General features: G+C 62.8%; 18 protein-coding genes and 3 tRNA genes. 16 read left to right on the forward strand and 5 right to left on the reverse strand.

Going from position 1 to position 22065, the window contains the following annotated elements; translation table 11 throughout:
- Positions 1-13: 13 nt before the first annotated feature.
- From hflX to AC56LN_RS05190, 8 genes are all read left to right on the forward strand, one after another.
- Positions 14-1237, forward strand: a complete 1224-nt coding sequence (hflX, locus tag AC56LN_RS05155) for a GTPase HflX (RefSeq protein WP_499570783.1) — start codon at positions 14-16, stop codon at positions 1235-1237.
- Between the two features lie 4 nt (positions 1238-1241).
- Positions 1242-2528: an FtsH protease activity modulator HflK gene (gene hflK, locus AC56LN_RS05160; RefSeq protein ID WP_499570259.1), complete on the forward strand. Its 1287-nt coding sequence runs from the start codon at positions 1242-1244 to the stop codon at positions 2526-2528.
- Positions 2528-3406, forward strand: a complete 879-nt coding sequence (gene hflC, locus AC56LN_RS05165) for a protease modulator HflC (RefSeq protein WP_499570260.1) — start codon at positions 2528-2530, stop codon at positions 3404-3406. Before hflK ends, hflC begins: the two co-directional genes overlap by 1 nt.
- Before the next feature lie 271 nt (positions 3407-3677).
- Positions 3678-4832, forward strand: coding sequence for an ATP phosphoribosyltransferase regulatory subunit (locus tag AC56LN_RS05170; RefSeq protein ID WP_183555413.1), 1155 nt, complete (start codon positions 3678-3680; stop codon positions 4830-4832).
- Positions 4833-4835: 3 nt separating this feature from the next.
- On the forward strand, positions 4836-6152 hold the full coding sequence (locus AC56LN_RS05175) for an adenylosuccinate synthase (protein WP_183555412.1): 1317 nt from the start codon (positions 4836-4838) through the stop codon (positions 6150-6152).
- Between the two features lie 24 nt (positions 6153-6176).
- The gene (locus AC56LN_RS05180; RefSeq protein WP_332530947.1) at positions 6177-6716 is read left to right on the forward strand and encodes a phosphoribosyltransferase; all 540 of its coding nucleotides are present in this window, start codon (positions 6177-6179) and stop codon (positions 6714-6716) included.
- Between the two features lie 184 nt (positions 6717-6900).
- The gene (locus tag AC56LN_RS05185; RefSeq protein WP_499503164.1) at positions 6901-7497 is read left to right on the forward strand and encodes a MarC family protein; all 597 of its coding nucleotides are present in this window, start codon (positions 6901-6903) and stop codon (positions 7495-7497) included.
- A gap of 87 nt (positions 7498-7584) precedes the next feature.
- A complete protein-coding gene (locus AC56LN_RS05190; protein ID WP_499570262.1) occupies positions 7585-9609 on the forward strand; it encodes a hybrid sensor histidine kinase/response regulator in 2025 nt (674 codons plus the stop codon).
- A gap of 21 nt (positions 9610-9630) precedes the next feature.
- On the opposite strand, the gene uvrB is transcribed toward AC56LN_RS05190, so the two are convergent.
- Positions 9631-11718 carry an excinuclease ABC subunit UvrB gene (uvrB, locus tag AC56LN_RS05195; RefSeq protein ID WP_499570263.1) on the reverse strand — a complete coding sequence of 696 codons (2088 nt, stop codon included), beginning with the start codon at positions 11716-11718 and terminating at the stop codon, positions 9631-9633.
- Positions 11719-11837: 119 nt separating this feature from the next.
- Here uvrB and AC56LN_RS05200 point away from each other — a divergent pair, with 119 nt between their 5' ends.
- From AC56LN_RS05200 to AC56LN_RS05225, 6 genes are all read left to right on the forward strand, one after another.
- Positions 11838-13049: an amino acid aminotransferase gene (locus AC56LN_RS05200; protein ID WP_499570264.1), complete on the forward strand. Its 1212-nt coding sequence runs from the start codon at positions 11838-11840 to the stop codon at positions 13047-13049.
- 113 nt (positions 13050-13162) lie between these two features.
- Positions 13163-13238, forward strand: a tRNA-Asn gene (locus AC56LN_RS05205).
- Between the two features lie 76 nt (positions 13239-13314).
- The gene (locus tag AC56LN_RS05210; RefSeq protein ID WP_499570265.1) at positions 13315-14073 is read left to right on the forward strand and encodes an alpha/beta fold hydrolase; all 759 of its coding nucleotides are present in this window, start codon (positions 13315-13317) and stop codon (positions 14071-14073) included.
- A gap of 57 nt (positions 14074-14130) precedes the next feature.
- Positions 14131-14206: transfer RNA gene (locus AC56LN_RS05215), tRNA-Asn, on the forward strand.
- Between the two features lie 140 nt (positions 14207-14346).
- Complete coding sequence (locus AC56LN_RS05220; protein ID WP_499570266.1) at positions 14347-14988, forward strand: hypothetical protein; 642 nt, start codon at positions 14347-14349, stop codon at positions 14986-14988.
- 63 nt (positions 14989-15051) lie between these two features.
- Entirely contained in the window at positions 15052-15690 is a 639-nt protein-coding gene (locus AC56LN_RS05225; RefSeq protein WP_499570267.1) for a hypothetical protein, read from the forward strand.
- A 46-nt stretch (positions 15691-15736) separates the two neighbouring features.
- On the opposite strand, the gene purT is transcribed toward AC56LN_RS05225, so the two are convergent.
- Entirely contained in the window at positions 15737-16951 is a 1215-nt protein-coding gene (gene purT / locus AC56LN_RS05230) for a formate-dependent phosphoribosylglycinamide formyltransferase (RefSeq protein ID WP_499570268.1), read from the reverse strand.
- A 131-nt stretch (positions 16952-17082) separates the two neighbouring features.
- Here purT and AC56LN_RS05235 point away from each other — a divergent pair.
- Positions 17083-17158, forward strand: a tRNA-Asn gene (locus AC56LN_RS05235).
- 62 nt (positions 17159-17220) lie between these two features.
- Here AC56LN_RS05235 and AC56LN_RS05240 read toward each other — a convergent pair.
- On the reverse strand, positions 17221-17538 hold the full coding sequence (locus AC56LN_RS05240) for a hypothetical protein (RefSeq protein WP_499570269.1): 318 nt from the start codon (positions 17536-17538) through the stop codon (positions 17221-17223).
- A gap of 165 nt (positions 17539-17703) precedes the next feature.
- Between AC56LN_RS05240 and AC56LN_RS05245 the strand changes: the two genes are divergently transcribed.
- Entirely contained in the window at positions 17704-19353 is a 1650-nt protein-coding gene (locus AC56LN_RS05245) for a response regulator (RefSeq protein ID WP_499570270.1), read from the forward strand.
- Here AC56LN_RS05245 and AC56LN_RS05250 read toward each other — a convergent pair.
- Both AC56LN_RS05250 and AC56LN_RS05255 read right to left on the reverse strand, forming a co-directional pair.
- Positions 19335-19790, reverse strand: a complete 456-nt coding sequence (locus AC56LN_RS05250) for a response regulator (RefSeq protein WP_482899547.1) — start codon at positions 19788-19790, stop codon at positions 19335-19337. The genes AC56LN_RS05245 and AC56LN_RS05250 overlap by 19 nt on opposite strands.
- Positions 19783-22041: an ATP-binding protein gene (locus tag AC56LN_RS05255; RefSeq protein ID WP_499570271.1), complete on the reverse strand. Its 2259-nt coding sequence runs from the start codon at positions 22039-22041 to the stop codon at positions 19783-19785. The genes AC56LN_RS05250 and AC56LN_RS05255 overlap by 8 nt, the downstream gene beginning before the upstream one ends.
- Between the last annotated feature and the right edge of the window lie 24 nt (positions 22042-22065).

The following is a 22065-nucleotide window of genomic DNA, read 5'->3' on the forward strand; positions in this document are numbered from 1 at the left end:
TGGCACGCCGCTCATGCGCGCAGCCCTGGTCGGCATCGACTTCGGGACTGGCGACTTCAACGCCAGTCTCGAAGAGTTGTCCCTGCTTGCACGCTCCGCTGGCGCCGACCCGATCACCACGATCACGGCCAAGCGCTCGAGCCCCGATCCCGCACTCTTCATCGGCAGCGGCAAAGCCGATGAAATCGCCCTCGACGCCAAGGCACTCGGCGTCGACATCGTCATCTTCAATCACGCACTCTCGCCTGCCCAGCAGCGTAACCTCGAGCGTCGTCTCGAATTACGCGTCGTCGACCGTACCAGCCTGATCCTCGACATCTTTGCGCAGCGCGCCAAGAGCCACGAGGGCAAGCTGCAGGTCGAGCTGGCGCAGTTGCAGCACCTTGCCACGCGCCTGATTCGCGGCTGGACCCACCTCGAACGGCAAAAGGGTGGTATCGGCCTGCGCGGCCCGGGTGAAACCCAGCTCGAGACCGACCGCCGGCTGATCGGCGAGCGGGTCAAGGCATTGCGCGCGCGCCTGACCAAGCTGCGCAAGCAGCACGAAACGCAGCGCCGCCAGCGCGGCCGCAACAACACGTTCTCCGTCTCGCTGGTGGGCTACACCAACGCCGGCAAGTCGACGCTGTTCAATGCGCTGACCAAGGCCGGCGTGTATGTGGCGAACCAGCTGTTCGCCACGCTGGACACGACCAGTCGCCGCATGTACCTGGGCGACGACGTCGGCAGTGTCGTGATCTCTGACACCGTCGGCTTCGTGCGCGACTTGCCGCACCAGCTGGTGGCGGCATTCCGCGCCACGCTCGAAGAGACGATCCACGCCGATCTGCTGCTGCACGTGGTCGACAGTGCGTCGCCGACGCGCATGGAGCAGGTGGAGCAGGTCAACGAGGTATTGCGCGAGATCGGCGCCGATCATGTTCCCCAAATCCTGGTCTGGAACAAGATCGATGCAGCGGGCCTGGAGCCCGAAGTCGAGCGTGATGAGTATGATAAGATCAACCGGGTGTTCATCAGTGCCCATAGCGGTGCCGGCCTGGATCTGCTGCGTTCGGCGATCGCCGAAACGGCCCGGTCCGCGCCTGGCCAAAGCTACCGGAACGCCCCGGAAAACGAAGAACAGGACGACGCTTTCGAGCTCGCCGGGGACGACGCGTCGGTGGACGCCCTCTCCGGCGCGCTACCCGAAGGTCCTGCCGACCATCTGCCAACTTCCACCCTTGTCGGGCCACGCTAAGCCTATGTTTGTTTCCATACTAAAAAGATTCGGCGTCAAATTGTCGCTGAACGACCCACGCTGGGGCCGCAACCCAGAAGATGACCGCAAGGCCCAGGACGGTCGCCGTCCGGGCGATGGTCCTCCCGACCTCGACCAGATGTGGCGCGATTTCAATGCGCGTCTCAACAAGATGTTCGGCAACCGTGGCAACAACAACGGCGGCGGTGACAGCGGTGGTCCGAATCACGAAATGCGCGGCGCGGGCATCGGTGCCGGCGTCATTGCCATCATCGTCGGCTTCATCTGGCTGGCCTCCGGTGCGTTCATCGTGCAAGAGGGTAAGACGGCCGTGGTCACGACGTTCGGCCAGTTGAGCCACACGACCACGCCAGGCTTCAACTGGCGCTGGCCGTACCCGATCCAGGCGCACGAGATCGTCGACGTGTCGACGATCCGTACCGCCGAGATCGGCTACCGCGGCACCGCGACCAACAAGCAATCGCAGGAGTCGCTGATGCTGACCGACGATGAAAACATCGTCGACATCCAGTTTGCCGTTCAGTACACGCTGAAAGACCCGGTCGCCTGGGTGTTCAACAACCGCGACCAGGACGACACCGTGCGCCAGGCTGCCGAGACGGCGATCCGCGAAGTGGTCGGTCGCAGCAAGATGGACTTCGTCCTGTACGAAGGCCGCGAAAAAGTCGCGGCCGACGTCCAGGCGCTGATCCAGACGATCACCGACCGCTACAAGCTGGGCGCGCTGATCAGCAACGTGACGATGCAGGGCGTGCAACCGCCGGAGCAGGTGCAGAACGCGTTCGATGACGCCGTACGCGCCAGCCAGGACCGTGCCCGTGCCCGCAACGAAGGCGAAGCGTATGCCAACCAGGTGATCCCGGCCGCGCGCGGCCAGGCGTTCCGCCTGCAGCAGGACGCCGAAGCGTATCGCTCGATGGTGGTTGAAAACGCGACCGGTAATGCGTCGCGCTTCGATCAGGTCGTCGCTGCCTACGCCAAGGCGCCGGGCGTGACCCGTGACCGCATGTATGTCGACACGATGCAGCAGATCTTCTCCAGCACCACCAAGGTGATGATCGACTCGCGTGCCAACAACAACATGCTGTACCTGCCGCTCGACAAGCTGATGCAGCAGGTTGCGGCCAACGATGCCCAGGTCGGCAGCAAGTCGGGTCCGGTGCAGGTGCCAAGCACTGCCCAGCCGGCCGAAGTGACCCAGGCCCTGGAAGCGGTGCGCCAGCGTGATGAGCGCAGCCGTGATTCCTCACGTGATCGGGAGACCCGTTAATGAACCGCCTCGTTACCATCTTCGTGGCCGGCTTCATCGCACTGATGCTGCTGTCGTCCACCATCTTCGTCGTCGACCAGCGCCGCTATGCGATCGTGTTTGCGCTCGGCCAGGTCAAGGAAGTGATCGACACGCCGGGCCTGCACTTCAAATTGCCGCCACCGTTCCAGAACGTGGTCTACATGGACAAGCGTATCCTGACGCTCGACACGCCTGACGTGAACCGCTTCATCACGTCCGAGAAGAGCAACGTGTTGGTCGATTCGTTCATCAAGTGGCGCATCAGCGATCCGCGCCTGTACTACGTCAGTTTTGCGGGCGATGAAACGCGCGCGCAGAACCGGCTGTCGCAGATCATCAAGGCAGCACTGAGCGACGAGATCACCAAGCGCACCGTGCGTGAAGTGATTTCGGGCCAGCGTGCAGCCGTGATGGCAGCGGTGCAGGCCAAGCTCGTCGCCGAAGCCAAGGAAGTCGGCATAGGCATCGTCGACGTGCGCCTCAAACGCGTCGAGTACACCGAGCAGAACATCAATTCGGTGTACGAACGGATGCGCGCCGAGCGTGTCCGCGTGGCCAACGAATCGCGTTCGACCGGTGCTGCCGAATCCGAGCAGATCCGCGCCGACGCCGATCGCCAGCGCACCGTGATCATCGCCGAAGCGTTCCGCGACGCTGAAAAAGTCAAGGGTGACGGCGATGCGAAAGCATCGGCGATCTACGCCGAAGCCTTCGGCAAGAACCCGGAATTCGCGCGTTACTACCGTTCGCTGGAAGCCTACCGTGCGAGCTTCAAGGACCGCAGCGATGTCATCGTCGTCGATCCGAGCTCGGAGTTCTTCAAGTACTTCAAGGCACCGGCCGGCAGCGGCAAGTAACACCGTTCCCGCCTGCTGACGGGCGCGGTTGACCAAACTGGGGGAGCAGGGCCATCGGCCTTGCTCCCCCAGTTTCGTTTGCGGCATGCATTGCCGGCGCTGCCGCAGATCGTGGCAGATTATCAACCTTGACCCCCGCCAGTCCCGCTTTCGCTGCCGCAGTCAGACTGTTTTCGGTTAAAATCACCGATTCGGCGTTCGCGTCGTGCGCTGGCACGCCTGTCGTACGACGCTTGCCATTGACTATCCCAAACCCATTACGTCGTTGCCCATGCCGAACTGGCTATTGCCTGAAAATATCGCCGACGTCTTGCCGTCCGAAGCGCGCAAGATCGAAGAGTTGCGCCGACTGATGCTCGACAACTTCCGGCTCTACGGTTACGAACTGGTCATGCCGCCGCTGCTCGAGTATCTCGACTCGCTGCTGGCCGGCGCCGGTGCGGACACCGATCTGAAAACCTTCAAGGTCGTCGACCCGCTGTCTGGCCGCCTGCTCGGCCTGCGCGCCGACATGACCACGCAGGTGGCGCGCATCGACGCGCACTTGCTCAACCGCGACTCGATCACCCGCCTGTGCTACGCCGGCAGCGTGCTGCATACCCGTCCGTCGGGCCTGCATGCGACGCGCGAGCCGATGCAGATCGGCGCCGAGATCTACGGCCACGCGGGCCTCGAAGCCGATGCCGAGATCCAGGAACTGGCGCTTGGTTCGCTGGCCCTGGCCGGTTTCACGAACGTGCGCCTGGACCTGGCCCACGTCGGCGTGCTGCGCGCACTGCTCGACGACGACCCGGCCGCCAAGCGCGACGAGAACCAGCTCTACAGCCTGCTGCGCGCCAAGGATGCGCCGGGCCTGGACGCGATCTCGCAGAATTACTACCCGCAGACCCGCAAGGCGCTGCTGGCCTTGCCGCGCTTGTACGGCAATATCGATGTGCTGGCCGAAGCCCGCGACGCACTTCCGGCGCTGCCGGGCGTGCAGCGCGCGCTGGCCGAGCTGGCAGCGCTGGCCGCCGGTGCGCTGGGCCGCGCCGAGATCGCCATCGATCTGGCCGACCTGCGTGGCTACCAGTACGAAAGCGGCGCCATGTTTGCGCTGTATGTAACGGGCTTGCCGAATGCCGTTGCGCGCGGTGGTCGCTACGACCACGTGGGCGAAGCCTTCGGCCGTGCGCGGCCCGCGACGGGCTTCTCGCTCGACCTGCGCGAACTGGCCCGGCTGTTGCCGATGGCCGAGCGCAAGCATTCCATTCGCGCGCCGTGGGGCAATGCCCCCGAGCTGAAGGAAAAAATCGCTGACCTGCGCAAGGCAGGCGAAGTCGTGATCCAGAGCATGCCGGGTCACGACAATGTTCAGGACGAGTTCGAGTGCGACCGCGTACTCGTCCTCGAAAGTGGAAATTGGATTCTCAAAAACTTAGGTTAAGTGATGTCAAATACTAACGTGGCAAAGAACGTCGTTGTCATCGGCACCCAGTGGGGCGATGAAGGCAAGGGCAAGATCGTCGACTGGCTCACCGACCACGCCGCTGGCGTGGTGCGTTTCCAGGGCGGCCATAACGCTGGTCATACCCTGGTGATCAAGGGCCAGAAAACCGCGCTGCAGCTGATCCCGTCGGGCATCATGCGCGAAGGCGTGGCCTGCTACATCGGTAACGGTGTCGTGGTCTCGGTGCCGGACGTCATGCGCGAAATCGACAAGCTGGCCGCGGCCGGCGTCGAAGTCGTCTCGCGCCTGATGATCTCGGAAGCCTGCCCGATCATCCTGCCGTACCACGTCGCCATCGACAAGGCACGCGAACTCAAGCGTGGCGAGAACAAGATCGGCACCACGGGCAAGGGCATCGGCCCGGCCTACGAAGACAAGGTCGCCCGCCGCGCCATCCGCATCGCCGACCTGCTCAATGCAGAGCGCTTTGCCGAGAAGCTCAAAGAGAACCTCGACTACCACAACCACGTGCTGGTGAACTACCTGGGCGCTGAAGCGATCGACTTCCAGACCACGTTCGACGACGCGATGGCCCTCGTGCCACGCCTGCGTCCGATGGTCGGCGACGTCTCGTCCGCGCTGTACGCGGCGCACAAGGCCGGCGGCAAGCTGCTGTTCGAAGGCGCGCAGGGCTCGCTGCTGGACGTCGACCACGGCACCTATCCGTTCGTCACCTCGTCGAACTGCGTGGCCGGCAATGCCGCCGCCGGCGCCGGCGTCGGTCCGAACATGCTGCACTACATCCTGGGCATCACCAAGGCCTACACCACCCGCGTCGGTTCGGGCCCGTTCCCGGCCGAACTGCCAACCGACGCTGGCGTCGGCGAGCACCTGTCGCGCGTGGGCCACGAGTTCGGCACCGTCACGGGTCGCGCCCGTCGCTGCGGCTGGTTCGATGCCGCGCTCCTGCGCCGCTCGGTCCAGATCAACGGTGTGTCGGGCATGTGCCTGACCAAGCTCGACGTGCTGGACGGCATCGAGTCGCTCAAGCTGTGCACCGGCTACAAGATCGACGGCCGCGCCGTCGACATCTTCCCGGTCGGCGCTGAAGACGCAGCCCGCTGCGAGCCAGTGTACGAAGAGATGCCAGGCTGGACCGAAAGCACCGTCGGCGCCAAGTCGATGGAAGAGCTGCCGGCCAACGCCCGCGCCTACATCCAGCGCATCGAAGAACTGGTCGGCGTGCCGATCGACATGGTCTCGACCGGTCCTGACCGCGAAGAAACGATCGTGCTGCGCCACCCGTTCGCGGCCTAACGACAAAATCTGGAGTTAAAAAAGATGAATTCCCCTGTATCGACGGAAAAAGACCTGTGGGTCTCGTGGGACGAATACCACCGCCTGATCGAGCGCCTGGCGCTGCAAGTGTATGAATCAGGCTGGAAGTTCGACCAGGTGCTGTGCCTGGCGCGCGGCGGTGTGCGTCCGGGCGACGTGTTCTCGCGCATCTTCGATGTGCCGCTGGCGATCCTGTCGACCAGCTCGTACCGCGAAGAAGCCGGCACCAAGCAAGGCGACCTGGACATCTCGAAGTACATGACGATGACCAAAGGTCCGCTGGCTGGCCGCGTGCTGCTGGTCGACGATCTGGCCGACTCGGGTGTCACGCTGCGCAAAGTCAGCCAGCACCTGACCGAGAACTACCCGCAGGTCACTGAAGTCAAATCGGCGGTCATCTGGGTCAAGGGCACGTCGTCGATTCGTCCGGATTATTTCCTGGACGACCTGCCGCACAACCCGTGGATTCACCAGCCGTTCGAAGAGTACGACGGCCTGCGTCCGCATCAGCTGGCGGCCTGGCTGAAGAAATTCGAGAAATAATCGTTCGAGAAATAATCGTTCGAGAAATAACCCGGTCATCATCGACGGGTCGCAGCGGGGACAGGCAGCAGCCTGTCCCCGCTTTTTTATGCCACAGTCGGACGCCGAGAAGCTGTCTATGCAACCATGCCCTCTGGTAAGATTGCAGTTGTTCCATCGTCGGTAAACCCAACAATAACAAGCCATGACCCAAAGCTTCTTCTCGACCTTCATCCTGCTCATCCTTGTGACCGACCCGTTCGGTAACGTGCCGCTGTTCGCCGCCGCCCTGAGAGACACGCCAATCGAGCGCCGCAACCGCATCGTGATCCGCGAGTGCGCGATTGCCTTCGTGCTGCTGCTGGTGTTCATGTTCTTCGGCAAGCACTTCCTCGAAGCGTTGCACCTGAGCCCGATCGCGCTGCGCATCGGCGGCGCGGTGATCCTGTTGATGATCGCGATCCGCATGATCTTCCCGCACCCGGATGGCGTGCTGGGCAAGAGCGAGGGTGGCGAGCCGTTCATCGTGCCGCTGGCGATTCCTGCGCTGGCCGGGCCATCGGCGCTGGCCACCGTGCTGCTGCTGTCGGCCACCAGCTTTACCGAAACGATGGTCCACGTGGCCGCACTGGCGGCGGTGGGCATTGTCTGGCTGGCCGTGTTCCTCAGCGCCGAAAAGCTGCAGCAAAAGCTGGGGCCGCAAGTCATGACGGCCTTCGAGCGTTTGATGGGCCTGATCCTGACGGCCATGGCGGTCGAGATGCTGCTGGGCGGTATCCGCGAGTTTGTCCGGACACTGTAACGTTCACTGCACTCAGCCGTGCGTGAGCCGTGTCGTAATTCTGGCACACTGGCCTTGCGCGATGTGCGCGGATCAACACGAAGCATCATGGGTATGAATCAGGGAATGGAGATGTCGGCGGGCGTGCGGCACGAACCGCTGTTATTCCTCAGCGGTGGCGGCACGATGCGCGCGCTGATGCGCGACCACGACTGGGCTGCCTCGCCACTCGGGCATCCGCGCGACTGGCCACAGCCCTTGCGCACGACCGTCGCGCTGATGCTTGACTCCAAGTTTCCCATGTTCGTCGCCTGGGGCGATGAACTGGGCTTCCTGTACAACGATGCCTACAGCGTGATTCTGGGCGCCAGGCATCCGGCCTCGCTCGGCCTGCGCTTTCGCGATGTGTGGCCGGATATCTGGGACGATGTCGCGCCACTGGTCGCGCGCACGATGGGTGGCGAGTCCATCTACCTCGATCGCTTTCCGCTGACCATGCGCCGCCATGGGTACGACGAAGAAACGTGGTTCCGTTTTTCGTACTCGCCTGTGCGAGGCGATGATGGCCTCGTGGCCGGCATGTTCTGCGCCTGTGTCGAGATTACCGATGAAGTGCTGGCGCAGCGCTATCGCGACGAAGAAAACACGCGCCTGGTCAACCTGTTCGAGGAAGCGCCCGGCATCATTGCCGTGCTGCGTGGCCCGGACCATGTCTTCGAGCTGACCAACCGTTCCTACCTGGCGCTGGTCGGTCACCGCGACCTGATCGGCAAACCGGTGCGCGACGCGTTGCCCGAAGTCCAGGGGCAGGGCTACTTCGAGCTGCTCGACGAGGTGTATCGCAGCGGGCAGTCATTTGTCGGCCATGCCGTGCCGCTACGCGTGCAACGCGAGCCGGATGGGCCGCTCGAAGAATGCTTTCTCGATTTTGTCTACCAGCCGATCCGCGACCAGCAGGGCAGGGTGACGGGTATTTTCGTGGAAGGCAGCGACGTCACCGTGCGCAAGCGCATCGAGGATGAGCTGCGCGAAGCCAACCGCCAGAAGGATGACTTCCTGGCGATGCTCGCGCACGAGCTGCGCAATCCGCTCGCGCCGATCACCACCGCCGCCCAGTTGCTGCAGCGCGGCGAGATGGACACGCCGGGCATTGCGCGCGCCAGTGCAATCATCGCGCGTCAGGCCGGGCACATGACGGCGCTCGTCAACGACTTGCTGGACGTCTCGCGCGTGACGCGCGGGCAGGTCACGATGGCGCAGGAAGCCGTGGCGGTCGAGCCGCTCGTGCAGGAAGCGGTGGAGCAGGTGCGGCCGATGATCGACAGCTGCCACCATGAACTGTTCGTCGACATCGCACCGGGCCTGTATGTGCTGGGCGACCGCACGCGCCTGATCCAGGTGCTGTCCAATATCCTGAACAATGCCGCCAAGTACACGCCTGCCAGAGGCCGCATTGTGCTGAGCGTGCGCATGGAAGGTGGCGATGTGCGCATTGCCGTGCGTGACAATGGCCAGGGCATCGAACCCCCGATGCTGCCGTACATCTTCGACCTGTTCACCCAGGCCGAGCGCACGCCGGACCGTTCACAAGGCGGGCTGGGCCTCGGGCTGGCACTCGTCAAGAGCCTGGTCCAGCTGCATGGTGGCCGGGTGGATGCGCTCAGCGACGGGCTGGACGAGGGCAGCGAATTTGTCGTGTATCTGCCGCTGCTGGAGCCGGCCGTGCCTGTAGCCGCTGCCGAGTCGGCCGTGCCTGCAACGGAAGCGTCGGGCTTGCGCGTGCTGGTGGTCGACGACAACGTCGATGCCGCCGAGATGCTGGCCACGCTGCTGGAAATGAATGGGTATGCCGTCCAGGTCGAGTTCGACGGCGCCAGTGCACTGGCTGCGGCATTGCGCGAGCCGCCCACCGTGGCGCTGCTGGATATTGGCTTGCCCGATATGGATGGCCACGAACTGGCGCGCAGGCTGCGCGCGCAGCCCGCGACGGCAGGGGCGGTGCTGGTGGCGCTGACCGGGTACGGCCAGGCCGAAGACCAGCAGCGTGCACGTGAGGCCGGCTTTGACCATCACATGGTCAAGCCGGCCGATCTGGATAGGTTGCTGACGTTACTGGCCAGCATAAAGCGCTAGGCCGGCAACGCCGCGCTGGCCTTACTTGCCCAGCATCGAAACAACGTTGTCGGCCCCTGGCGCGCCGAACGCCTGCTGCTTGAGCACGTGCAACTGGTCGCGCACCTGCGCGGCTTTCTCGAACTCCAGGTTCTTGGCGTGATCGACCATGAGTTTTTCGAGACGCTTGATCTCCTTGCTGATCTGCTTCTCGCTCATCGATTCGATCTTCGCCGTTTCCTTGGCGTCTTCCAGCACTTCGCGCGCCGCGTTCGGGCTGTACACGCCGTCGATCATTTCCTTGATCTTCTTGTGCACGCCTTTCGGTACGATGCCGTTCTCGAGGTTGAACGCGATCTGCTTGGCGCGGCGGCGTTCGGTTTCGTCGATGGCACGCCGCATCGAATCGGTGACGCGGTCCGCGTACAGGATCGCCACGCCGTTCAGGTTACGCGCCGCGCGGCCGATCGTCTGGATCAGCGAACGCTCGGAGCGCAGGAAACCTTCCTTGTCGGCGTCAAGCACGGCCACCAGCGATACCTCCGGCAAATCGAGGCCCTCGCGCAGCAGGTTGATGCCGACCAGCACATCAAACGTGCCCAGGCGCAGGTCGCGCAGGATTTCCACGCGCTCGACCGTGTCGATATCGCTGTGCAGGTAGCGCACCTTGATGCCGTGGTCGCCCAGGTATTCGGTGAGCTGCTCGGACATGCGCTTGGTCAGCGTCGTCACCAGCACGCGCTCGTCCTTGGCGATGCGGTCGTTGATCTCGCCCATCAGGTCGTCGACCTGCGACAGGGCAGGGCGCACGATGATCATCGGATCGACCAGGCCTGTCGGGCGCACCACTTGTTCAACGACGTTGTCGGCGCGGCCCTGTTCATACTCGGCCGGCGTGGCCGAGACGAAAATCGTCTGGCGCATCTTGCCTTCGAACTCGATGAATTTCAGCGGCCGGTTGTCCAGCGCCGATGGCAGGCGAAAGCCATACTCGACCAGATTTTCCTTGCGCGAACGGTCGCCGTTGTACATCGCGTTGAGCTGGCCGATCATCACGTGCGACTCGTCCATGAACATCAGCGCGTCTTTTGGCAGATAGTCGATCAACGTCGGCGGCGGCTCGCCTGGCATTGCGCCCGACAGGTGGCGCGAATAGTTCTCGATGCCCTTCGTAAAACCGATCTCGGCCATCATTTCGAGGTCGAAACGGGTGCGCTGTTCGAGGCGCTGCTCTTCGATCAGTTTGTTCTGCTGGCGGAATTCTTCGAGGCGGTCGCGCAGCTCGGCCTTGATCGATTCGACTGCGCGCAGCACCGTCGAGCGCGGCGTGACGTAGTGCGAACCCGGATATACGGTAAAGCGCGGGATCTTCTGGCGCACGCGGCCCGTCAGTGGATCGAACAGTTGCAGCGATTCGATCTCGTCGTCGAACATCTCGACGCGGATCGCCAGCTCGGCGTGCTCGGCCGGGAAGATGTCAATCGTGTCGCCACGCACGCGGAACGAGCCGCGCGAGAAATCCATCTCGTTGCGCGTGTACTGCATCTGGATCAGGCGCGCGATGATGTCGCGCTGGGCCACTTTGTCCTTGTGGCGCAGCGTCAGAATCATCTTGTGGTATTCGTTCGGATTACCGATACCGTAGATGGCCGAGACGGTGGCAACGATGACCACGTCGCGCCGCTCCATCAGCGACTTGGTGCACGACAGGCGCATCTGCTCGATGTGCTCGTTGATCGACGAGTCTTTTTCGATGAACAGGTCGCGCTGCGGCACGTAGGCTTCGGGCTGGTAGTAATCGTAGTACGAGACGAAATACTCGACCGCGTTTTGCGGGAAGAATTCGCGGAACTCCGAATACAGCTGGGCCGCCAGCGTTTTGTTCGGCGCAAAGATGATCGCGGGCCGGCCGGCCTGCGCGATCACGTTGGCCATCGTGTAGGTCTTGCCGGAGCCCGTCACGCCCAGCAGCGTCTGGTACATCAGGCCGTCGTCGATGCCTTCCATCAGCCCCTTGATCGCGGTGGGCTGGTCGCCCGCCGGCTCGAACGGCTGGTGCAGTTTGAACGGCGAATCCGGAAACGTGATGACGGTCGGTTCGGGAGAAGTTGCGATGGATAATTCAGCCATGCTTACAGACCTTTGTTAGAATGAGAATCCGCTCGCGGCCCTGCAGGTTCAGGGGCCGCTGTCTATACAATTGCAAACCCCGCCGCTGTCAATCCAGCCAACAAAACCGAGTTTATCAGATGACTTCCACTGCCTCCGCCAGCTTGTTCAGTGCCATTGAAATGGCCCCACGCGACCCGATCCTGGGCATCACCGAAGCCTTCAACGCCGACACGAACACCGCGAAAATCAACCTCGGCGTGGGTGTCTATTATGACGACAAGGGCAAAGTGCCGCTGCTCGAGTGCGTACAGAAAGCGGAAGCGAAACTGATGGAGCAGCCAACGCCGCGAACCTACCTGCCGATCGAAGGTCTGGCAGCGTATGACAAAGCGGTGCAAGAGCTGGTATTTGGTGCCGACAGCCCGGTAATTCAAGAGAAACGCGCGCTGACCGTGCAAGCCATCGGCGGCACCGGTGCCCTCAAGATCGGCGCCGACTTCCTCAAGCGCTTCCTGCCGTCGTCCGACGTCTACATCAGCGACCCGAGCTGGGAAAACCACCGCGCGCTGTTCGAAAGCGCCGGTTTCACGGTGCACAACTACGCGTATTACGACGCGGCTACCCGCGGCGTGAACTTCGATGGCATGCTCGCCGCTTTGACGTCGATGCCGGCAGGTTCCATCGTCGTGCTGCATGCGTGCTGCCACAACCCGACGGGCGCCGACCTGACGCAAGACCAGTGGGACCAGGTGATTGCTGCCGTCCAGGCTGGCAATCTGGTGCCATTCCTCGACATGGCGTACCAGGGCTTTGCCAACGGCATCGATGAAGACGGCGCCGTCGTGCGTCGCTTCGCTGCGACCGGCATGGCGATGCTGGTGTCGAACTCGTTCTCCAAATCGTTCTCGCTGTACGGCGAGCGCGTGGGCGCGCTGTCGATCGTGGCCACCACGAGCGAAGAAGCCACGCGCGTGCTGTCGCAACTCAAGCGCGTCGTTCGCACCAACTACTCGAACCCGCCAACGCATGGCGGCAAGGTTGTCGCCACCGTGCTGGCAACGCCTGAGCTGCGCAAGCTGTGGGAAGAAGAACTGGCCGGCATGCGCGTGCGCATCCGCGAAATGCGTAGCGCGATGGTCGAAAAGCTGAAGGCCAAGGCGCCGGATCACGACTTCGAATTCGTGCGCGAGCAGGTCGGCATGTTCTCGTACTCGGGCCTGACCAAAGAGCAGGTGGGCAAGCTGCGCGACGAATCGATCTACGCCGTGGACACGGGCCGCATCTGCGTGGCGGCGCTCAATTCCACGAACATCGATCGCGTCGTTGACGCCATCGCCAAAGTTCTCTAAAATCGCGGCTCTCTTGATCGCTGTGTGCGTTCAAGAGAGCGGCAGATGAAAAGCGCAACGCCTGGTCTGATTTGACAGAAACGTTTCGTGAATCATATAATGCCAGCTTCAATTCCCTGATAGCTCAGTTGGTAGAGCGACGGACTGTTAATCCGCAGGTCCCTGGTTCGAGTCCAGGTCGGGGAGCCAGAATACAAGAAGGCCGCATCGAAGGATGCGGCCTTTTTCGTTATGCGGCGTCATGTCGTCTTTTTGGAGGTATCGCGTGAAGCAACCACTCAAGAGCCACGCCACCCTTATCGAAGGGCAGATGTTCCGCTTCGCGCGAGCCGGGCAGGGCAGTCCCTCGATCGTGCTGATCGGCGGCGCCGGCGGCCCGCTCGATGGCTGGTTCAAGCTCTATCCCGAGATCGAGGCGCTGGGCACCGTGTTCAGCTACGACCGGCCAGGCACGGGCGGCAGTCCGAAGCCGACCGAAGCGCAGTATGGCGAGACCGTCGTCGCGCAGCTGCGCCTGTTGCTGCAGTTCGCCAAGGTGCCGCCACCGTTCGTGCTGGTGGCGCATTCGTTCGGCGGCCTGCACGCCAACCTGTTCGCGCGCGAGTTTGCCGATGAGGTGGCGGGCGTCCTGTTCATCGAGGCGACGGCGCCACAGGACGTCGACAACCTCAAGCAGTACCAGTCGGCGCTGCAGCGGGGCTTCGTCAAGCTGCTCGACCGTGTGTCGCCGCGCGATGCGTTTGACGAAATCCGCAACGAGCGTGAGACCGTCAGGGATATTATCGAAGCGCCCGCGTTCCCGCTCGTGCCAGTGACGGTGCTGTCGGGCACGAAGCGCCTGCCGCGCTGGCTGGTGCCAACGGCGCTGGTGCGTGAGCGCGAACGTTCGCAGCTGGCGCTGGCCGCCTTGTCGCCATTGGGTGAGCGGGTCGTGGCCGAGCGCAGCGCGCATTTTCCGCAGTTGTCCGAGCCGGAACTGGTGATTGATACGCTCAAACGCCTGCTGGCGCGGATCCCTCGCTAGATTTTCTTGTCGAAAAATTTGCGAAATCGACACCAGCAGGTATAATGCGGCCTCAATTCCCTGATAGCTCAGTTGGTAGAGCGACGGACTGTTAATCCGCAGGTCCCTGGTTCGAGTCCAGGTCGGGGAGCCAGAATACGCAACGCAAAAGCCCAGCCCTTACCGGTTGGGCTTTTTGCTTTGTGGGCCTGAAAGGCTGACTAGTTCCCGGTGGACAGGAAAATCTTCTGTGCGTAGACTTGCTCCAAGTGAAATTGATGGGGGCTCGACACATTGGACGCTGCTGACAATATCAAGGTAGAAGACGCGCAGCGCGAAGTTCAGCGCAAGCTTGGGCGCTGCATGTTGCGGCTGCAGCAATACGAGCGCCTGCTTAAAGCAATGGTCGCAGGCATGGCGCTCGAAGGTTCGATGGCAGGGCTGGAAGAGGTCCGGGCGAAGCAAGTTCATGCGATGAGCAAACAGTGCTTGGGCGTACTGGTCGGCAAGTTCACTGGTTACCTCAACTCCGAATCCCGGTTCGAAGAAAATGACTGTGTTTCTCAAAAACCTGTCGATACGCCATGGGTGAGCTCTCGCTATTCAATCGGCATGTCATCTGAGCAGGAGGCTCACGTTAGACGTGGCTTGGCCGAGTTGCTCGAAATGCGAAATCATCTGGTACACCATTTTATCGAGCGTTTTGATATCTCGAACGTCAAAGACTGCCTTGCTGCGTCAGCCTATCTGGATAGCTGCTACCAAAAAATTGATGGGGATTTGGAGGTATTAAGGGGATGGGCTCAAGCTCTGGACGTCGTACGTGAAGTAACGGCGTTGTCCTTTCCATCTTCTGCAATCCTTGAGCGCTTCATGGTCAGTATTCAGCCTGGTGCGTCGGTAACTTCGACACCTCAGGCTACCAATGAATCGTAAGCCGCTCTGGCAACGCCAAATGTACGTTGCCCCGTCACCCAACACGCGATCGAAAGCAGATGAATGACGTTTGGTACGCTACAAAATCGGGTCGACCCTTGGGGGCGGCTGTGCGCTGATGCGAACCGGGGCGCGCTGATGGGCAACCGCGGAATTTTGCATGATGACGAAAACAGGATCGTTAGACCATGGGCGCACAAAGCTTGGGTGACGTGTTTACTTGAATTCAAAAGCATCAAGCGAGCGAAACCGTTCTCGCAAGGGAATTATTCGGAACTGTTTTTTATTGACGAGGCGACTGCGTTTGCAGCCGGCCACCGGCCCTGCGCTTATTGTCAGCGCGAGCGCCATCTCAAGTTCAAGGAAGCTTGGGTGCGTGCGAACGAGGCTGAAAAAACAGGTGCGCCGATCTTAATAGCTGACGTCGACCGACTGCTTCATGCGGAGCGCGCAAGAAAAGATGGCGCAAAAGTGACGTTCGATGCGGCGCTTTGCAGCCTTCCTGTCGGCGCCATGTTCGAGCACCAGGATACTGCTTACCTGGTCACTCCACATGGCTTCCTGCCGTGGTCATTCAGCGGTTATGGCGGGAGGGCTGATATGGACACTGCCGCGACCGTGGCGGTATTGACACCGCGCTCGGTGGTGCAAGCGTTTGCGCATGGCTTCGAGCCGAAATTTCACAGTTCTGCAAACGCTTGACGGGTTGAGCAGGCAGGCTCCAGCAGTGCTTGCCTGCCCATTCCCATTAGTTTGTGCCCGACACCGGCTTGACCTTCGCCGCCGCCTCAAGCGCACGTTCACGCGCCGTGGCGATATCGTCCGCCGTCGCCAGTGCCACGCCCATGCGCCGGCGTGCAAACGACTCCGGCTTGCCGAACAGGCGCACATCGGCGCCCGGCACCTGCAGCGCCTCGGCCACGCCCTCGAACGCGATCCCGGCCTCGTCGAGCCGGCCGTAGATCACGGCCGACGCGCCCGGTGCGCGCAGGGCCACATTCACCGGCAAGCCGAGAATCGCCTTCGCATGCAGTTCGAACTCGCTCTGCACCTGGCTGGCCATCGTCACCATGCCCGTATCGTGCGGGCGGGGGCTCACTTCCGAGAACCACACCATATCGCCCTGGACGAACAGTTCGACGCCGAACACGCCCAGCCCGCCCAGATTGCCCGTGACCTTGGCAGCGATCTCGCGCGAACGTTCCAGTGCCAGCGGCTGCATCGGGTGCGGCTGCCACGATTCGACGTAGTCGCCCTGAACCTGCTTGTGCCCGATCGGATCGCAGAAGCTCGTCTCGACCTGGCCGTCAGCGCCCAGCGAGCGCACCGTCAGCAGCGTGATTTCGTAATCGAAGTCGATGAAGCCTTCGGCAATCACGCGTCCGGCATCGACACGCCCGCCGCTGGCAGCGTAGGCCCAGGCCGCGGCCACGTCGTCCGCACCATCGAGCTTCGACTGGCCCTTGCCCGACGACGACATGACCGGCTTGACCACGCACGGGAACCCCACGGCAGCGCAGGCAGCCTGCAATTCCGTCAGGCTGCTGGCGAACTGGTAGGGCGACGTGGCCAGGCCCAGTTCCTCGGCGGCCAGGCGGCGGATGCCTTCGCGGTTCATCGTCAGTTGCGCCGCGCGCGCGGTCGGGATGCAGGTGATGCGGCCGGCCGCTTCCAGTTCGGCCAGCTTGTCGGTGGCGATCGCTTCGATTTCCGGCACCACGAGGTGAGGGCGTTCCTGCGCGATCAGCGCTTCGAGCGCTGCGCCGTCGGTCATGTCGATCACGTGCGCGCGGTGCGCGACCTGGTGACCCGGGGCGTTCGGGTAGCGGTCGACTGCGATCACCTCGACGCCCAGGCGTTGCAGCGAGATGATCACTTCCTTGCCCAGTTCGCCCGAGCCGAGCAGCATGACGCGGGTTGCGGAAGGAGAAAGTGGGGTGCCGAGGGTGCGGGAAGTGGTCATGTCGTTCGGGGATCAAAGAGGGTAATGGGAGCTACGACTATATCAAAAGGGTCCTTTGGCAGCGGCCGGACAGCCGATTCACACACTGCTCTGGTCAAACCGCAAATGCCCGGCTATAATATTGCCTCAATTCCCTGATAGCTCAGTTGGTAGAGCGACGGACTGTTAATCCGCAGGTCCCTGGTTCGAGTCCAGGTCGGGGAGCCAGAACAAGAGAAGGGCCGCATGCGAATGCGGCCCTTTTTGCATTTCCGGCGCCGGTCATTCCGTCAGCGCCCCTTCTTCTTGTTCGCGGTGTAGGTGCGCGTATAAAACCCCGCCGGTTTCTTTGCCACCCACAGGATGAACGCCGCGATATCCGCGTGCCCGCGCAGCGCTTCCCACGTGTGATACGTCTGCAGCAGTTCGCGCTCGGTGAATGCCGAGTGGATCTTGCGATGGCAAATCTTGTGGATCGGGTACTGGTCGCGCCCCTTGAACGTCTTCGGGATCAAATGATGGCGGTCGACGTGCTCCGTTCCCAGCGGCCGTCCGCACAGCGGGCAGGGGTCCTCGGGCGTGGTGGTGATGGCGTGGTGATGTGGCATGCGCGCCATATGCAGGGCGATTTTTTATCGCACAAGTCTTGACCCGTGTTTGCTGGAATGATACCAAGCGGGACGAACCCTTGTTAAATGGTATTAGTGTAGAATTAACCCTGAATTATCACGCAGCACGTTATCCCTCCAGCCTTGAAAGCGACGCAGTTTGCAATGATCGAAGACAACTCCACCGTTTGTTCCGTGCTGTTGATCGACGATGAGTCGTTTGCCCAGGACATCATCGCCCATGGCCTCAAAAGCTGTGTCGGTCACCAGCTCCGGTACGAATCCAGCCCCGCGCGTGCCGTCGAGGTTGCGCGCGATGTCGATGCGACGGTGGTGATCGTCGATTTGCGCATGCCTGGCGGTGTGGATGGTTTTGACGTGATCGCCATGCTGCGTGCGCATCCGGACACGCATGACGTGCCGGTCATCCTGCTGTCTTCCGAGGACGATCCCGATACCAAGGCCAAGGCCTTTGCCGTCGGCGCCAACGATTACATGGTCAAGTGGCCCGATCCGCGCGAGCTCGTGGCGCGCGTGCGGTATCACAGCGGGGCCTGCATCGCGCGGCGCGAACGCGACGAAGCCTTTGCATCGCTGCGCCTGAGCCAGGAGCAACTGGCGGCGAGCCAGCTGGCGCTGCACCAGGCGCAAAAAATGGAAGCGATCGGCCAGCTCACCGGCGGCGTGGCCCACGATTTCAACAACGTCCTGCAAATCATCGGCGGCAATCTGCAATTGCTGAAGATGGTCGGTAACCTCAATGATGCTGCGCGCACGCGCGTCGAGATGGCGCTGTCGGGCGTCGAGCGCGGCGCCAAGCTGGCCGCGCACCTGCTGGCCTTCGCGCGTCGTCAGCCGCTGCAGTCGGTCGTCATCGATCCGACGCACCTCGTGCGCGAACTCGACGACATGGCCCGCCGTGTCCTTGGCGCCGGCACCCGTGTCGTGACCGAGGTCGCGCCCGAACTGGGCAGCACCATGGTCGACCCCAACCAGCTCAACAACGTGCTGCTGAATCTCGTCATCAATGCGCGCGACGCGATGCCCGATGGCGGCACGCTGACCATCCGCGCCGTCAACGCTGCCGCCGACGACGATCTGCCACCCGACGTGCCGCACAACGATTACGTGATGCTCGAGATCGCCGATACCGGCAAGGGAATGCCGCCCGATGTACTGCGCCGGGCGTTCGAGCCATTCTTTACCACCAAGCCGACCGGCCAGGGCACGGGCCTGGGGCTGTCGATGGCGTATGGTTTCGTCAAGCAGTCAGGCGGCGAGATCGTGCTGCGCAGCGAGCCGGGCGAGGGCAGCAGCGTGCGCATCTATCTGCCACGCAGCAGCGCGATTCCGGCCGAGCAAGCCGAGGCAGCCGTGCACCCGTCGCTGACGGGCGGCCTGGAAACCATTCTCGTGGTCGAAGACGAAGACGACGTGCGCTCGTCGACGTGCGGCATCCTGTCGGCGCTGGGTTATGACGTGCTGGAAGCAAGCGATGCGGCCAGCGCTGCGGCGCTGGTCGAAGAAGGCCGGCACATCGACCTCGTGTTTACCGACGTGATCATGCCGGGGCCGCTGTCGAGCCTGCAGCTGGGCGAAATCGTGCGGCGCCACCTGCCGGAATGCGAAGTGCTGTATACGTCGGGGTATGCCGAAGGCGTGCTGACCCATGAAGGCAAGCTGGACGCCTCAGTCCACCTGCTGCAAAAACCCTACCATCCGGACGCGCTCAGTGCGCGCATCCGTCATCTGCTGCGTCGTTCGCGGCGCGCCTCAGGCAAGCCGCAAACGGCCAGTCACTTCGGCTTGATGTAACGGTGCGAACCTGGCGGCGGCTCGTTGAGCACCGCCCAGAAAATGCCCAGGTCGGCAATCGCGCGCACGAACTCATTGAAGTCAACCGGCTTGACCACATACGCATTCACACCCAGCTCATAGCTGCGGATCACGTCCTGTTCTTCCTTGGACGACGTCAGCATCACCACCGGCACCGACCGCAGTTCGGCGGTGGTGCGGATTTCCTTGAGCACTTCCAGACCGTCGACCTTCGGTAATTTGAGGTCGAGCAGGATCACGGCCGGGTTGCCGAGCTGGCGGCCTTCGAATTCGCCGCGCCGGTGCAGATAGTCGAGCGCTTCGGCGCCGTCGCGCGCGACGACGACTTCGTTGGCCAGCTGGCTCTTCGACAGGGCGATGAGGGTGAGCTCCAGGTCGTGGGGATTGTCTTCTACCAGGAGGATGGGCTTAAGCATGCGTGCCTTGTTCTGTGATGGCTTGTTTGGGGAGGGTGAAGGAGAACGTCGCGCCTTCGCCCTGGATCGAGTCGGCCCAGACACGGCCGTTGTGGCGTTCGATGATGCGCCGTACATTGGCCAGGCCGATGCCGGTGCCCTGGAAATCTTCCATGCGGTGCAGGCGCTGGAATACGCCGAACAGCTTGTGCACGTAGTCGCGGTTGAAGCCGGCGCCGTTGTCGGCCACGTGGAATGCGTAGTCGTCGCCGTCGTCCTCGGCCCAGATCCGGATCACGGCCGGGTCGCGCCCGCCCGTGAACTTGACGGCGTTGGACAGCAGGTTGAACATCGCCAGGTGCAGGAAGCTCGGGTCGCCCTGGACGACGGGCATGCGGTCGATGTGCCAGTCGACACGGCGCTGGCCGATCTCGATGCCCAGCTTGTCGATGCAGCCCGATACCAGGTCGGTCATGTCGATGCTGGTGGGGCGCAGTGCGGCGCGGCCCATCTGCGAGAACGACAGCAGATCGTCGACCAGCTTGCCGGCCAGGCGCGCCGACTCCTTGATGTTCTTTAAAAAGCGCTGGCGCAGCGCCACGTCTTCGCTGCCTGCCGATTCGAGCAGCAGGTCGGAAAAGCCGGCGATGTGGCGCAGCGGCGCGCGCAGGTCGTGCGAGACCGAATACGAAAACGCTTCGAGTTCCTTGTTGGCGCGGCCCAGTTCTTCGGCCAGTTCGGCCATCTGCTCGGCGCGCTCGAGCGCGATGCCCAGCAGCGCCGTGCGGAACTCGGTGGTCATCTCGATTTCGGCGGCGTGCCATGGCAGGCTGTGGCCGTGGATGGTTTCGCGCCAGGTGGCAAAACTCTGGCGCGGCGACAGCCGGCTCGGCGCACCGGGGGCGGCTTCCTTCTCGTACGGATTGCCGGCCCATTCCACGGTCTGGATCATTTCGGGGCGGAACCACAGCAGATAATGCTGGTGGATGCGCGAGATGGGCAGCGCCAGCAAGCCGCTGGCATTGTGGAGAAACGCGCTGGCCGGCGGGTACACGGCGGCCAGCTGGTCGGTGTGGAACACCTCGGTGTGGCCATGCACGGCGAGCCAGGTCGACAGGTCGCGAATGGCGGCGTCGTCCGGCGTATCGCCGTAAGTGAAGATACGGTCGTCGGCCACGATGGCCACGCCGCCGGCGCGGGCAAAGCGCAGCAGCTCGCCCGACACGCCGCGCAGATTGTCGATGAAGTCGGCGCTTTTGGTCAGGCGGCCAAGGATTTCGACCATGATGCGGCGCACGTCCAGGCGGAACTGCAGCTCGGCGCTGTCTTCGCGGCTCTCGACGCACAGCGCGAGGATCTGGCCGAGCTGTTCGCAGGCCGTGCGTTTTTCGACCGATACCGCGCACGGGACGGCGTTGTGGCACCCGATCAGGCCCCACAGCTTGCCCTTGACGATCAGCGAGACCGACATCGAGGCCTGCGTGCCCATATTGCGCATGTATTGCAGGTGCACGGGCGAGACGCTGCGCAGCGCCGCGTACGTCAGGTCGTTACGGGCGCCCGTGGCCGGATTGACCTCAGGTACCAGCGGTGAGGCATCGTAGTCGGCATTCTGGATGACGCGGATCGGCGAACTCAGGTACAGCTCGCGCGCCTGGGATGGAATGTCGCTGGCCGGAAAAGACTGGTTCAGATACGAGTCGTAGTCGGGCGCTTTGGCTTCGGCCACCACGCGGCCGTGGCCATCGGGGTCGAACCGGTACACCATCACGCGGCCATAGCCAGTGACGGAACGGATATGGCGGGCAGCCAGGTCGGTCAGCGCAGGGATGGATGCGTGCTCGCCGACTTTGGCGAGGAAGTCGGTAATGAGCGGATACAGATGCCGAAAATCAGCCGGCTCGGCGCGATCGACGGCTTCGAACTCGGCGATCACGAGGCCATCCCAGACGTGACCGATAACATCGAAATGGCGGCCGTTGCCAAGCGTGACGGTGCCCAGATACATGGGGCGCTGGCCAAGCGTGTCGGTGGCGAGTTCGCGCGCCATGCGCTCGCCACATGCCTTGCCGATGACGGCTGCCAAGGGCAGGCCGATCGCCGCTTCTGCCGCCAGGCCGGCCAGCGGGAGCAGGTTGGCGCTGGCCTGCAACACGTCGAGTGCAGGCGAGAGCGTCAGCATGAAGCCGTGCGGCTGGATGCCGCCAGGCGTGCGGATGGGCTCGCTGGCGCAGCTGGAAATGTCGAGTTGGTCGGGAGATGCCTGGGTCATGGGCCGTCGGGTTAACGCACAGGT

The organism is Telluria sp. ZT3P26, from assembly GCF_059686035.1.

What these genes read in the sequence shown, in the direction of transcription:
- hflX (WP_499570783.1), top strand. Translation starts at nt 14, where the DNA reads ATGCGCGCAGCCCTGGTCGGCATCGACTTCGGGACTGGCGACTTCAAC.
- hflK (WP_499570259.1), top strand. Translation starts at nt 1,242, where the DNA reads ATGTTTGTTTCCATACTAAAAAGATTCGGCGTCAAATTGTCGCTGAAC.
- hflC (WP_499570260.1), top strand. Translation starts at nt 2,528, where the DNA reads ATGAACCGCCTCGTTACCATCTTCGTGGCCGGCTTCATCGCACTGATG.
- AC56LN_RS05170 (WP_183555413.1), top strand. Translation starts at nt 3,678, where the DNA reads ATGCCGAACTGGCTATTGCCTGAAAATATCGCCGACGTCTTGCCGTCC.
- AC56LN_RS05175 (WP_183555412.1), top strand. Translation starts at nt 4,836, where the DNA reads ATGTCAAATACTAACGTGGCAAAGAACGTCGTTGTCATCGGCACCCAG.
- AC56LN_RS05180 (WP_332530947.1), top strand. Translation starts at nt 6,177, where the DNA reads ATGAATTCCCCTGTATCGACGGAAAAAGACCTGTGGGTCTCGTGGGAC.
- AC56LN_RS05185 (WP_499503164.1), top strand. Translation starts at nt 6,901, where the DNA reads ATGACCCAAAGCTTCTTCTCGACCTTCATCCTGCTCATCCTTGTGACC.
- AC56LN_RS05190 (WP_499570262.1), top strand. Translation starts at nt 7,585, where the DNA reads ATGGGTATGAATCAGGGAATGGAGATGTCGGCGGGCGTGCGGCACGAA.
- uvrB (WP_499570263.1), bottom strand. Translation starts at nt 11,718, where the DNA reads ATGGCTGAATTATCCATCGCAACTTCTCCCGAACCGACCGTCATCACG.
- AC56LN_RS05200 (WP_499570264.1), top strand. Translation starts at nt 11,838, where the DNA reads ATGACTTCCACTGCCTCCGCCAGCTTGTTCAGTGCCATTGAAATGGCC.
- AC56LN_RS05225 (WP_499570267.1), top strand. Translation starts at nt 15,052, where the DNA reads ATGACGTTTGGTACGCTACAAAATCGGGTCGACCCTTGGGGGCGGCTG.
- purT (WP_499570268.1), bottom strand. Translation starts at nt 16,951, where the DNA reads ATGACCACTTCCCGCACCCTCGGCACCCCACTTTCTCCTTCCGCAACC.
- AC56LN_RS05240 (WP_499570269.1), bottom strand. Translation starts at nt 17,538, where the DNA reads ATGCCACATCACCACGCCATCACCACCACGCCCGAGGACCCCTGCCCG.
- AC56LN_RS05245 (WP_499570270.1), top strand. Translation starts at nt 17,704, where the DNA reads ATGATCGAAGACAACTCCACCGTTTGTTCCGTGCTGTTGATCGACGAT.
- AC56LN_RS05250 (WP_482899547.1), bottom strand. Translation starts at nt 19,790, where the DNA reads ATGCTTAAGCCCATCCTCCTGGTAGAAGACAATCCCCACGACCTGGAG.
- AC56LN_RS05255 (WP_499570271.1), bottom strand. Translation starts at nt 22,041, where the DNA reads ATGACCCAGGCATCTCCCGACCAACTCGACATTTCCAGCTGCGCCAGC.